The sequence below is a fragment of the Alloacidobacterium dinghuense genome, assembly GCF_014274465.1.
Lineage (GTDB): Bacteria > Acidobacteriota > Terriglobia > Terriglobales > Acidobacteriaceae > Alloacidobacterium > Alloacidobacterium dinghuense.
Genome location: NZ_CP060394.1, coordinates 538336 through 550954, shown reverse-complemented (window position 1 = coordinate 550954; position 12619 = coordinate 538336). Strand labels below are relative to the sequence as shown.

11 protein-coding genes are annotated in these 12619 nt (G+C 54.9%); all 11 read right to left on the bottom strand.

Annotated features, from left to right (window positions below; translation table 11 throughout):
- Positions 1-42: 42 nt before the first annotated feature.
- A complete protein-coding gene (locus H7849_RS02225; RefSeq protein WP_186743808.1) occupies positions 43-579 on the bottom strand; it encodes a TMEM175 family protein in 537 nt (178 codons plus the stop codon).
- 12 nt (positions 580-591) lie between these two features.
- On the bottom strand, positions 592-822 hold the full coding sequence (locus tag H7849_RS02220; protein ID WP_186743806.1) for a hypothetical protein: 231 nt from the start codon (positions 820-822) through the stop codon (positions 592-594).
- A gap of 78 nt (positions 823-900) precedes the next feature.
- Positions 901-1482: a TetR/AcrR family transcriptional regulator gene (locus H7849_RS02215; protein ID WP_186743804.1), complete on the bottom strand. Its 582-nt coding sequence runs from the start codon at positions 1480-1482 to the stop codon at positions 901-903.
- A 169-nt stretch (positions 1483-1651) separates the two neighbouring features.
- Positions 1652-2404 carry an SDR family oxidoreductase gene (locus H7849_RS02210; RefSeq protein WP_186743803.1) on the bottom strand — a complete coding sequence of 251 codons (753 nt, stop codon included), beginning with the start codon at positions 2402-2404 and terminating at the stop codon, positions 1652-1654.
- A 103-nt stretch (positions 2405-2507) separates the two neighbouring features.
- The gene (locus H7849_RS02205; RefSeq protein ID WP_186743801.1) at positions 2508-2888 is read right to left on the bottom strand and encodes a cupin domain-containing protein; all 381 of its coding nucleotides are present in this window, start codon (positions 2886-2888) and stop codon (positions 2508-2510) included.
- Between the two features lie 641 nt (positions 2889-3529).
- A complete protein-coding gene (locus H7849_RS02200) occupies positions 3530-4642 on the bottom strand; it encodes a sigma-54 interaction domain-containing protein (protein WP_186743799.1) in 1113 nt (370 codons plus the stop codon).
- A 43-nt stretch (positions 4643-4685) separates the two neighbouring features.
- Complete coding sequence (locus tag H7849_RS02195) at positions 4686-5039, bottom strand: response regulator transcription factor (protein ID WP_186743797.1); 354 nt, start codon at positions 5037-5039, stop codon at positions 4686-4688.
- Positions 5040-5171: 132 nt separating this feature from the next.
- Positions 5172-5810 carry a response regulator transcription factor gene (locus H7849_RS02190; protein ID WP_186743795.1) on the bottom strand — a complete coding sequence of 213 codons (639 nt, stop codon included), beginning with the start codon at positions 5808-5810 and terminating at the stop codon, positions 5172-5174.
- Positions 5807-9064, bottom strand: coding sequence for a two-component regulator propeller domain-containing protein (locus tag H7849_RS02185; RefSeq protein WP_186743793.1), 3258 nt, complete (start codon positions 9062-9064; stop codon positions 5807-5809). The genes H7849_RS02190 and H7849_RS02185 overlap by 4 nt, the downstream gene beginning before the upstream one ends.
- Before the next feature lie 216 nt (positions 9065-9280).
- Complete coding sequence (locus H7849_RS02180) at positions 9281-10612, bottom strand: peroxidase family protein (RefSeq protein WP_186743791.1); 1332 nt, start codon at positions 10610-10612, stop codon at positions 9281-9283.
- 160 nt (positions 10613-10772) lie between these two features.
- On the bottom strand, positions 10773-12455 hold the full coding sequence (locus H7849_RS02175) for an FAD-dependent oxidoreductase (RefSeq protein ID WP_251106547.1): 1683 nt from the start codon (positions 12453-12455) through the stop codon (positions 10773-10775).
- Between the last annotated feature and the right edge of the window lie 164 nt (positions 12456-12619).

The window sequence follows — 12619 nt, the reverse complement described above, 5'->3', positions numbered from 1 at the left end:
TTTGGCACGCGTCATTTCCATGACCCTTTTTGGTGGGATAAGTCATAAAATCGCAACAGCAGCAAGCATCGCCATCGCAGTTGTAAGCGAGTGGTAAGAAATCGGAATGACTCCTACATAAACGGCCGAGGAAGCTGCCTGCTTCATCGGACTGCCGGCAAGAGGGATATAAGTTCGGTGTCGAACCACGAGCGAGAGCACAATCCAGGAAACCGCCGGGAGTGCGCAACAGATCGTATAGAGCGACAAAGCGAACGGAGTAAGACCGCGTTCGCCGACCCACGCGGTTCCGAATGGGGTCAGCGACAGTGTGAATAGAAAACCCAGGTTGGCCCAGAGCAGGCCGTGACTGACTTGTTCCACATCATCAACCATGTAGTGATGATTGACCCAATAGATGCCCACTTCCACAAAGCTAAGAGCATAGATCACGAGCATCGGGAGTGTCTTGCGAATAGCATCCAGGTCCTGCAGATCGTGGGCTGGAACCTTAAGCTCGAGTACCATGACGGTGATGATGACGGCAATCACGCCGTCAGAGAATGCGGCCATGCGCCCAGCTGTGAGTTGAAGCGACATCTGTCGTGATCCTCATTCCTGAAATAGACTTGCCTGCGCCTCTCGATACGATTCGAATGCTGTTTCAAGCTCCTCACCATCGTCTGGTTGTGGGCGATCGTTCTGTGGCGCATCCGAGATCAATTCCGAACGTAGTTCTTCTTCTATTTCTTCAAGGTATATCTCTTCTTCACTTGCAAGTGCCTCGTAGTAAGACTCGTCATATGTTGGAATTACTTCGTCGCTATGGCTCTCGATTGCCATTGTGTTTTCCTCTCTTCCCAATCTCCAAATCGCACTTACCAAGCTTCGCATCCTCTTCAGGAACGAATGTGTGTTCACTCATGCGTGCTGAAGACACTGAAGGAGTAGCCGCGCAGTCTGAACCTCTGCCAGGCTTCCAGTTCTCAGAGTGCGCACGATCGTTCGTTCGATTACAAGAACAGCCGCAGATGCGGCCATATCCGGCTGTTGGAGACCCATTTTTACGGCAAGCTGTTCAATAAACCGTCCCAAGTGTTCCTTCTGCTCTCTGGCGATTACAAAAGGTTCATTGTCGAAGTCGCCTCCATCGGTAACGATATTGATAAAAGCACAACCAAAACACTTCGGATCTTCGAACCCCGCCTGTAAAACGTCAGCAATGATTTCCAGGCCGCCGCCAGTGGCTTTGTAACTCGCCTCGATCTCGTTCTCAAACCAGCGCATCCAGATGACATGGCGATCTTTCAGAAATGCTGAGACGAGATCTTCTTTTGATTGAAATTCTTCATAGAAGGCAGACTCTGACACTCGGACTGTTGCTATTACCTCCGAGATCTCAGCCTCTAGACTGGTGTCTTGACAGAAAACATCCCAAAAGGCCGTGATCATCGCATCCTTGACTCCAACGCTTTGTTCGATCCCCAGCATGATTTCCTCCATGGCATTGAATCGGGGGTTGCGCAATGACGGTCCGGGCAGGGATGCCATCTTATGACTGCCGGCGACCTCGCCAACGGATTTTCCTCCGCTCCAACCGCAGTCAAGCCCGGCACGAGAGGCTACCGTTACGCTTCGCGTGCCGGCTCCGAAAACAAAGAAGACTACTTTTTTAAGCCGAAACAGGTTGGGCAAGCCATTCGTCGAATCGGATCTTGCCAAGACTTGCGTTGCTTTCGGGAACGAGTGCGCGTTCAGTCAGCTTTGTGCCGTAGTACGTTGCCTGCGGGTCAGCGACAACTTTTCGCGGGTCCTTGTATGCGGCCAGGCCGTGCCGGATAAGTTCATCGAGGCGGAATTGTTCCGGCCCACCCACTTCCACGATGGCATTCACCGGTGAACTCGTCGCAATTCGGCCTACTGCACTCGCGACATCGTCAGCGGCCATAGGTTGGATAAGTGCAGTGGGCAGGTGCACCTCGTTGCCCTTGGTGGAGAAATCGGCAATGCCCTTGACGAATTCATAAAACTGCGTCGCGCGGACGATCGAGTAAGGGATGGATGAAGCTTTGATCAGCTTTTCCTGAGCGATCTTTGCACGGAAGTAGCCGCTTTCGAGCAGACGTTCGGTTCCTACGACCGACAACGCAACGTGATGTTTCACACCTGCAACTGTTTCAGCGGCAAGAAGATTACGGGTTGACGTCTCAAAGAAATTCAGCACAGCCGCGTCTTCCCATACGGGGGCATTGGATACGTCTACGACTACCGATGCACCCTTCAGCGCTTCGGCCAATCCCTCACCAGTCAGCGTGTTGACGCCGGTATTGGGTGATGCCGCTACCGCTTCGTGCCCGTGCTCACGAAGCTTCTTGACGAGCTTTGATCCTATGAGTCCAGTGCCGCCGATGACTACGATTTTCATGACTGTCCTTTCGTGATGCCCGCAATCGAGCAGGTTGAGTCCGAGATCTATCGGAGATGAGTATTTACTTCTCAAGTTGTGGTTAGCGATGCATCCGCCAAACCTACTTGACCGGAATCAGAACAGGCGCATCTTTGTCTTTGAGCAGGAAAACGATGAATCTGGCTGGTTTGGTATTGCTGGCATTGCGACCAACAACGTGAATGTCATTAGGACCTTCATAGAAGGTCTGTCCAGGTGTCAGGGTGACAGGCTTTCCACCTTTGACCTGCATTACGATGGATCCCTCGAGCACGTAGAGAAACGCATGAGCATTGTGCCGATGAATGGGGTCCGAAGCGCCTGGCGGATATTCGACGTTGATCATCAGGCCTTCTTTACCACTGTAGTCCGCCAAATCCTTCGACATAAGCGGGGTCACCTTTGCATCCTGTGCAATCAGCGGGCTGCATGCCAGGAACAATATGAACAGAATCTTTTTCATCGCTAGCTTTCTCCTGCCTTATGAGTTGTGGTTCTCATTTCCTAATGCCTTAAAAGAATGCACACGCCTTGCCAAACGAATGCACATCGCTGCTAACGGCTATCTGGCTGGAACAAAGGAACCTGGCGCGAGTGGATGATCAGAAGCGCTCAAGACAACTTACGACATTTCGTCATCCGCCCATCGTGACGCCCTCTCTCTCACGACATATCGTGCGTCGCAAAAGACGTGCGGAATTGGGCGATAGCTGCCGCCGGGGCAAAGCGGAAACCGTCATGGTTGTCTTGACGCGGTGGTTGGTTCTCAACCATGGTGCTCACTGAGGACGGCAAGCAACTATTCACCGCAGTTCAACTCGTGCTGTGTTTGTAGCTCAGCGCGGAGTGAGGCCCATGAGCCCGGGCACAAGATTCCGATATCCTGGCGCGCATCGAAAAGATCCAGAACCTGCCGGTATTCAAACACTCGTCACGGATCTTCTATTGACGCTTCCTATAAAGGAGTTCGCCGTGGGCATGCCAGGGCCGATGTGGACCACGTCGGTCGTTTGCTCGATTGTCCATGCCAGAAAATGGCGACTGGATATCTCCGGACCATGGTCACAGCGGATCGTCGCAAGATTGTCGAACTTGAGGATGGCCTTAGTCAGGACACGCGTCGGGCACCGGCTGAGAAAACTCACGTCGAGTGCGTGGCACTTCCTGGTGCCGAATCCCCAGCCTGCTCATCAGACTGCGAAGTGTATTGGGATGGACATTGAGAATAGCTCCAGCGCCGTTAGGTCCGCTGATCACCCAGCCGGTTCTCTCGAGCACTCGCAGAATATGTTGGCGTTGTACATCCTCGAGTGAATCCATGGACCGCGGCTCGGACATAATTTCCGCTTCTATTCTCCTGCCAGATTCCTCCGCCGATAGAGGATCCGCCCCGAGTTTGAGGGCAGAGCTCCAAGAGGACTGTGATGTCGACAGCGGGTTCGGAAGCACTCCATTATCCGATCGGATCACGGCGCGTTCAACCAGGTTCTGGAGTTCTCGCACATTGCCGGGCCAATGGTATGTAGAGAATGCATTCATTGTTGTTTCTGGTATATGCTCAATTCGCTTCCCCATACGCCTGGAGAACTCCTCTACGAAGTGCAGGACCAGCTGAGGTATGTCATCCCGGCGCTCGCGAAGGGGCGGTATTGCGACAGGAAATACATTCAGCCGATAGTAAAGATCGCCGCGGAATTCATCGCGTGCGACCATTTGCTCCAGGTCGCGATGAGTGGCAGCCAAGAGACGGATGTTGATGCGATGTGTGCGGCCGCCGCCCAGCCGCTCGAACTCCTGCTCCTGTAAAACGCGCAAGAGTTTCGGTTGCAGGGCTAGCGGTAAGTCTCCGATTTCGTCTAGGAAGAGAGTGCCGGTATCAGCCATTTCGAAGCGGCCCACTCTTTGTGCTACGGCCCCCGTAAAGGCACCTTTCTCGTGCCCAAACAACTCACTCTCCAACAGATCGAAGGGAATGGCTGCGCAGTTTAACTTCACGAATGGATGTCCATAGCGTGAGCTTATGTTGTGAATAGCGCGCGCGATCAACTCTTTGCCTGTACCGGTTTCTCCCAGGACCAGCACGGTGGAATCAGTTGGTGCTACGCGCTCAACTTCGGCGAGTACAGACTCCAGAGCAGTGCTACTGCCTACGATTTGGGCAAATTCGCGGTCTCTCTCGTCTTGTTCGTCACACCGAAGTCTCGTGAGAGAGCTCACAAATACCTTCCACTAAGTCTGTGCCGGCAACAAGGATCAGCTCTCAACCGTTCAGGGCCACTCGAACAGCCTCAAGTAGAGTTTCGCCGTCAAAAGGCTTCGCGAGAAATTTCACGGCACCGCCTCGCATTGCCTGCAGGCGCATCTTTTCGTCGCCGTGTGCGGTGATGAAGATGGTCGGGATCCGGCAATGATCAGAATTCAGCTTGGACTGGAGCTCTAGCCCTGACATCCCCGGCATTCTGATATCACTGATCAGACACCCAGTTTCGTGTTGCTGGCCAGAATTCAAGAAATCCTCCGCAGAGGCGAACGATTGCACTGAAAAGCCTGTCGACTTCAGCAAACGTTGGACGGCGACTCGATACGATTCGTCGTCTTCGATAACTGCAACCATTTTTTCCTGCCTCTCTCTAGCCATACAGGTACAGGATTGATCAGTTATCCGTCGAACGCAATTATGGATTGTGATAAGGGTACCGATATGTATGTATAAAGGCGATCGAGTAAAGCGAGTTGGGAAAGGTCCTCAGCCGTTTGGGCTAGCCGTTGTCGGCAGCTTAAGCTTTTCTGCCATTCTTCCCAGTTCAGCGGGGGAGTTGGCTTGCATCTTGTGCATTACTTGCCCACGCTGCACCGTCACAGTGATTTCGGTCGTACCAAGTGTCGAGGCGATCTGTTTTGTGAGCATACCTGAAACTATCAGTCGCATTACCTCGCGCTCGCGTGCGGTCAACTTCGCGTAGCGTGCTTTCAATTCCGCAATCTCGTTCTGCTGTCGCCTTGTTTCGCTGTCACGCTTCAGAGCCAGCTGAATCGCATCTATCAGATCCTGATCCCGGAAAGGCTTTGGCAAAAATTCCACTGCTCCTGACTTCATTGCTTTCACAGTCATTGGGATGTCTGCATGGCCCGTGATGAAAATGATAGGGATCTGCGCTCCCGCTTCAATTAATTTGTGTTGGACCTCCAAACCACTCATTCCAGGGAGTCGCACGTCTAGCAAAAGGCAACTGGGACCATCTGGAAGCTTGCGCCGTAGAAAATCCTCCGGCGTAGCAAACGACTCGGAATGCAAACCTACTGTCCTTAATAAACGCTGCGTGGCCGCGCGCATGCGGGCATCATCATCAACAATGAACACAGTAGGAGTATCGGGAGAGGTCATGCAGCTCCTGCCTGTCTGATCGGCAGCGTAAATTGAAACGTTGCCCCGGGTCCGGAGTTCGCGGTGGCCCAGATACGGCCGCCATGCGACTCGACAATGGAACGAGTGATCGCCAAGCCCAGACCGGTGCCTTGCGACTTGGTGGTAAAGAACGCATTAAAGATCTCGTCGGCGTTTTCAGTGGGCAGCCCCACGCCGGTATCGCTGACCGCGATCAGCACTTGACCGTCGTCCCTCAACTGCGAGTTGATGCTGAGCTCGCCGCTCGTGTCCCCCATGGCCTCAATCCCATTGAGCATGAGATTCATCAATGCCTGCTGTATCTGCACACGATCCGCCATCACCTTGGGAAGTCCTTCGGAAGGATTGGTACGCATCGTAACGGAATGTCGATTTGCCTCTTTCTGGAGCATCACAACCATCTCTTGGATGACTTCGTTTAGGTCAATTATTTCCTGGTGTGACGAATCCTTTCGGAACAAAGATCGGACATGGTCGATGATATCGGCTGCACGCCGAGCATCTCTCGCCATCTCCATGGCAGCTTCGCGTGCCTCCGGCAGATCGGGCTGATTACGATTGAGTAGTCGCAAGCACGCTTCCGCATTTGCGACAGCCGCCCCAATCGGCTGTTTGATTTCGTGCGCCAGCGAGGCGGTCAGTTCGCCCATGGTACTCACTCGGTTCATGTGTGCAAGCTCTGCCCGGGCGTGCCGAAGCATTTCTTCAGCGCGATTGCGTTCGAGATGACGTTGCTCGATGCTGCGGACCCGCAGCAGGTAGAGCGACCACAAAACCGCCACTAGGGCGAGGACACAGAGAATTCTGAATGTGACCGTTTGGTAGAACGCCGGCAGCACAACAAAATCCAGCACTGTTCCAGCTTCATTCCAGACCCCGTCGTTGTTACATGCGATCACACGGAAGTGATAAGGTCCCGGATCGAGGTTTGTGTAGAAAGCCTCCCGGCGCGTTCCTGCATCCTGCCACTCCTTATCTTGTCCTTCAAGCCTATAGCGAAAGCGAACCCGTTCGGGAACAGTGAGACTTGTAGCCGTATAGGCGATTTGCACATCTCCAGCTCGTGGCGGCAACTTCAAAGAAGTTGAGATCCCGTATTTCCTACCGTCAGCAATAACAGACTCGATCAATACTGGCGGAGGCACTGCGTTCCGTACGATACGCTTCGGATTGATCCAAGCTACCCCATTTGTTGTGGCGAACCAGATGCGGTCGTCTGTTGTTTGTACAGCCGACGGTGAAGAGAGGGGGCCCCTGAGGTCTGCGGTCAACCCGTCTAGGAAACCGAAGGTCTCGAATTCCACTTTACTGGAGCCCACCTGTCGAAGCTGAGCTTCGGGAATGTGAATGATTCCCCGATTTTCTGAAAACCATAAGCCATCTTCAGGAGCGACAACGATTCCTGAAACGCCGCCTAAGGCGCTGCCATCCGATGGATGTACTGGGTGAAAACGGCTGCCATCAAAAAACTCTAATCCCAACTCGCCACCAATCCAAATCTTCGTTCCTTTGCCCTGGATCGATGTAACGGCTCCGACTTGAACGCCGTCCTTCCCAGAAAAAATCCTGACTCCGTCTCCGTCCAGCATCGCGACCATATTCGCGAACCCGAACCATATTCGCTCCTGCGAATCAGTGAACTCTGCAGTTGCGGTGCCCTGCGGACCTCCCAAGCTCTCGAGGCTTGTCCAACCGGCCCGCTCTAATCGAAAGGTTCCGGACTCCATCGATATCCACAGCCTGCCCAAAGAGTCCTCAGTGAGAGCTTTAACGCGCGGTCGGGGATTCGGAGTGATCCCACCTGCTGTTGGCAAATCGCGGCGGCGCAGTGTCAGTCCCTGCCCATCAGGCTCGGCGCCATCGTAGTTATAAGTAATTGCTCCTTGCTTCAGACCAATCGCGTCCAAACGCTCGTCTGAAAGACGGAAAACGGAATAGGGCGTCGCGAACCAGACAACTCCATTTGAATCACGATAGGCGCATTCAGCCGGATGGTCGCGCAGTTGCGTCGCGATGCTGTCCTTTTGAATCTTCAGCAGGAGCTGAGGTCCCACACCGGCAGCCCAAAGCGACCCTTGGTCGCCCACTGCCAGCGCGCTCGTTGTAAAAGAGTGCAATGATGGGATCGGCAAAGCACCACGGTAAGAAATTGGCTGAAGAGGCACTGAAACGACGGGACTCTCACGGAATCGATCTAATCCGCCGCTCGCGCCGATCCATACGTTGCCCTCGCGGTCCTCGAGCACGCTATATATGTAATCGCTTGTAAGACCATCCTTTTGCGTGAACGCCTCGATCTCGGAATTGTGGAACTGCCACGCAGACGGACTTATTGTCTGCGTTTGATGCAGATGCTCGGGATACGGAACTCGACGGATTCCACCGCCCAAGCTGGTAATCCAAAGACTTCCTTGCTTGTCAAATGTGATTGCCTGAGATCCCACAAAGATTGCCGGGCTCGGCTTTCCATGACTTTTTGCTGGCAACGGAACAGCCCGTACCCCGTAGCCCGTTTCGGCCATCCACAATTTGCCGTCTGGCGATTCGGCAAAATTATAGACAGCTGCCAAGCCCTGTGCAGCTATCTGAAAACGGTTTCCCGCCTCCATGAGATATACGACACTGGTCGGCGTCCCCACCCAAACCGTGCCGGTGTGATCTACGAAAACGGTGTTGGCTGGTCCTGCGAAACCTAATTCAGGACCAATCTTTCTCCAACGTGAGCCCTCGAGTCGAGCGAGCCCATCTTTCCCTGCTGCTATCCAAAATACCCCTTTCCGGTCACGCGCGAAGGCCAACACTGGACGGGAAGGAAGCCCCTCCTCCTTCCCGTACTCGGTCACTGTCCCATTCTTAATGAAACTGGCCCCTCCGTACCAATAACTCACCCATAGGCCGCCGTCTGGCTCGGCGAATAGAGAGGAAATGCTACGTTGGGGAAAGGCCTGCCCGGATTGCGGTTTGTAGGGTTCGAATCGAATTCCATCGAAACGAAATAATCCAGTTGCAGTCCCTAGCCACAAATAGCCGTCCGCGGTTTGGGCCAACGCGCGTACCTCACCCGGCGCTCCTTCCAGATGGGTCCAGGCAGTGTGGTAGAGCTGGTTGAGGCTGCGATCACGGTCAATCCCGTAAAGGGGAACGCAGAGAAATACGAGCCAAGACCAGAGCCAGAGGTCGAATCTCCTCTGACGGGTTGTGTTCCGGGCAAAGAACCTTACGACATCGGTCAATCGTTCTGGATTTCGTCGAATAGCCCGCATTGCCGATTCGGGGTCAGTCGTTTGGAACTCGGAAAAATTCATGGCAAAAAAGACCGAAACAGCGTAGGAGCCCAAGGAACGACAGCGTGCCACCGTTCGTCACATTCATTAGGTTAACGGGGTCTTTGTACTGCGGCAAAATAGTTTGGCGCGCTTCACCGAGGAGCGCAACAGTCTCGTTCGCCATTAAGGGGCCAGCAACTCGGTAAGTCTTTTTCGAGGCCGCCATTCCTCATGGCTCCGGCGAAACGATGTCGCGTCTGCATCGATAAGTGCGATCAAAACCTCTGCCACGATCAGGCCGCCAACTGGACCAAGACGATGACCACCCGTACAGACGTCAGCTTCGCGGAGAACGTAGTACCACAAAGGAGTTTCACCACGCCAACCCATGGGAGCGAGGCCGACCTGCTCCGCGTTGAGCGGCGCGATTCCGATATGGCGGGCTACGGCCTCGCCAGACGGTAGCCCGACACCTTGTCCCCGTTGCAGGTCGCGCACGGCGAGTGAATGATAGTCTTCGATCTCGCACTCACCGGTGACGGCTACTGGCAACTTAATGAGTGCTCGCACAAGCTTTCCATCGATCTTCTTGGATCGCTGGGCGGATGTCGAACCGGGCGCGTCGAAGAACAGCCTCCAGTCGACCGTGCGCTGACGCGGTACCTCACGGAATCCCAGGAGATCAGGAAAGAGCGGTATGGGATCACTATGCAAGTTCAATTGGTAGCGGTGGCGAATCTGAGAGTGGCCATACCGGTAGGCTGCGTCAGCAAACTCGAGCGGTATGAATGCGCCATGACTCGAGCGAAACCATTGCGGGCCTTCTCGAAGCACCTCGTCTGCAAGCGACCGCCCGACGAGCGTAGGTAGAAATTCGTTGAGAACAATCCATTGATAGTGGCACCGCATCTGCCGAGCCGCTTCTTCAAACACGCGATCGTTCGCTACTCCCGCGAGCCGAGCTTCATCGACAAACGCGTTGTGTGCCTTGAGCATGGCGAGATGCAGTTGCGACATGAGCATGTGCGAATCGTTGCGCGGGTCACTGATAATCGCGATGCCTTCTGAATTTCGTTGGAGGTCCGCTTCGTCCAAGCCAAGCAGGAACTTCGCTGGATCGTCACGCCGGTAGAGGAATGGATGACCGGTCGGCCCGTCACCATATAGGCATTCAAGGTTGAGTTGCGGGCTGCGTGCATTGCGTAATTCTGCAGTTTGGGTATGAGATCGCAAAATGGAGCGGTCAGCTGTTATGTCGTGAGCCACGAATTGGCCGAAGATAGGCCAACCAGCCGCAGTGTCCCCCAGAGAGGAGGGGGAGTCATCGACGTCACCGCAATCGCAGAGACCGCCCCCACGACCGAGTGCGTGAAGGAATTGCTCGTCGGCCTGAAAAGACGGCAACTCGGGAAACATCCGAGCATACATTGAGGGGTTCAGCGATGCATCGATTGCCACTCCGGCTCGCGCCTGGGTTGGGCAGTGATTTGGGACCGATGTGGCGCATTGATTCATGAGCCCTTCCATTTTAGCGTTGCCTCGTTCAGGCTTAGATTTCAGCGTTTTCGTTAAGCGTGGTGAAGATACGGAAATAGTAGCCGCGCAGTCTCAATCTTCATCAGCTTCCGGTCATCAGAGTGCTCACAATTGTTCGTTCGATTACAAAGAGTGCAAATCAAATCGCGCGGTCAAGCGCGCGATGGACAAACGAAACCGCGATCGATCCTTCACCGACTGCCGATGCCACGCGTTTGACATTGCCGCACCGAACGTCACCCACGGCGAACACGCCCGGAAGTGAGGTTTCGAGCAGATATGGTGAGCGGTCGAGCGGCCAATGGGCAGCGGCGAGATCTTCCTGCGTGAGGTCCCATCCGGTCTTGATAAAACCTCTCGTATCGAGCGCGACACGGCCATTCAGCCAACCGGTGTTGGCTTCTGCGCCCGTCATCAAGAATACGTGCTTAATATTTTGATTCGTTACCGCGCCCGTGCCGTCGCGCCACCGCACACGCTCTAGATGTCCGTTTCCCTCAAGAGCCACGATTTCGGTTCTCGTCTTGATCTGGATTGTTGGGGTCTCCTCGATACGCCGAATCAGGTATCGCGACATGCTCGCCGAAAGACTGCTGGAGCGGACGAGCAGATGCACGCGTCTCACCGTCTGCGCCAGAAACAACGCGGCCTGGCCGGCCGAGTTCGCTCCGCCTACGACTATGACTTCATCGCCGTCGCAGAGCTGCGCTTCCATGAAAGTCGCGTTGTAGTAGACACCCACACCTTCGAACTGACCGAGATTCGCGAGCGACGGCCTACGGTATCGAGCCCCAGTGGCAATGACCACTGTGCGAGCCGGGATGGTCACGCCGTCGTCGAGTCTCACGCCGTAGGCGTTGTGTTCGCAGGCCAACTCCGCGGCGCCTTTCGCGATCATGACCTCGGCGCCAAACTTCTGTGCCTGGGCGTAGGCGCGTCCGGCCAGCTCTCCCCCTGAAATCCCTGTTGGAAATCCAAGGTAGTTCTCGATTCTCGAGCTCGAGCCCGCTTGTCCTCCAGGCGAGCTCGCCTCGATAACCAGCACATCGAGTCCCTCGGAAGCCGCGTAAACGGCGGCCGCAAGACCCGCTGGTCCGGCGCCAACGATGACGACATCGCGCCGCTGGGTGCGATCGATCCCCATATTGAAGCCGAGACAGTCGGCGATCTCCTGATTGCTGGGATTCTTCAACACCGCCTCATCGCGGCAGATCACGACAGGTATCTCCGCCGGCTCCGCGTGAAAGCGATCGAGCAATTGCCGTACATCGACGTCCCGATCAAGATCGAGGTACTTGAAGGGGTGGCCATTGCGCGTTAAGAATTGTTTGATTCGTAGCGTTGCCCTGGACCCGACGGAGCCGATGAGCAGCACGTCACCGATCCCCTGCGCAACCACCGCGACCCGTCGTTGGATCAACGCTCTCATCAGCACTTCGCTGATTTCGGCGTCGGTTTGAATGAGGGCGTGCATCTGGTCGCGTGTCAGTTGGACGACTTCGCCAGAGTCACTCACACGGAGGCGCATCTGCGCGGGGCGACCGAGGATCATGCTGATGTCACCGGTGAACTGAGCCGGCCCGACAATCGCGACCAGAATCTCGTCCAGTGCCGATGGGCGAATGACCTCGATCTCACCGGCCTTCACTACAAAGAACGGCACGTTGGTTTGGCCATTCTCGATCAACACTTCGCCGCGGGTGATTGGACGAATCACTCCGTGCGAAGCAATCCGTGCAATCTGCGCAGAACTCAACACCGGAAACATGAGCGCTGCATTCGCGGCGTTTGAGAGCAGCGTCGAGCGTGCGGTCTCAGTCACACGTCACTCGCTTTGGACAGCAAAGTGCGAGCGGAACGTCGACGCACCCACCTTCGCTGATTCGAAATTCGTTCTTCTTCATACCGCACCTCCACGTAGCCTAGGGGTCTGATGAGAGATCCGGTTTATGTGAACCGCTTGACGAACTCGAGGGCGTTACACTG

Excerpts from the sequence above, each read along its gene's own strand:
- H7849_RS02225 (WP_186743808.1), bottom strand. The coding sequence starts at position 579 with ATGTCGCTTCAACTCACAGCTGGGCGCATGGCCGCATTCTCTGACGGC.
- H7849_RS02210 (WP_186743803.1), bottom strand. The coding sequence starts at position 2,404 with ATGAAAATCGTAGTCATCGGCGGCACTGGACTCATAGGATCAAAGCTC.
- H7849_RS02180 (WP_186743791.1), bottom strand. The coding sequence starts at position 10,612 with ATGAATCAATGCGCCACATCGGTCCCAAATCACTGCCCAACCCAGGCG.
- H7849_RS02215 (WP_186743804.1), bottom strand. The coding sequence starts at position 1,482 with ATGGAGGAAATCATGCTGGGGATCGAACAAAGCGTTGGAGTCAAGGAT.
- H7849_RS02195 (WP_186743797.1), bottom strand. The coding sequence starts at position 5,039 with ATGGTTGCAGTTATCGAAGACGACGAATCGTATCGAGTCGCCGTCCAA.
- H7849_RS02220 (WP_186743806.1), bottom strand. The coding sequence starts at position 822 with ATGGCAATCGAGAGCCATAGCGACGAAGTAATTCCAACATATGACGAG.
- H7849_RS02190 (WP_186743795.1), bottom strand. The coding sequence starts at position 5,810 with ATGACCTCTCCCGATACTCCTACTGTGTTCATTGTTGATGATGATGCC.
- H7849_RS02205 (WP_186743801.1), bottom strand. The coding sequence starts at position 2,888 with ATGAAAAAGATTCTGTTCATATTGTTCCTGGCATGCAGCCCGCTGATT.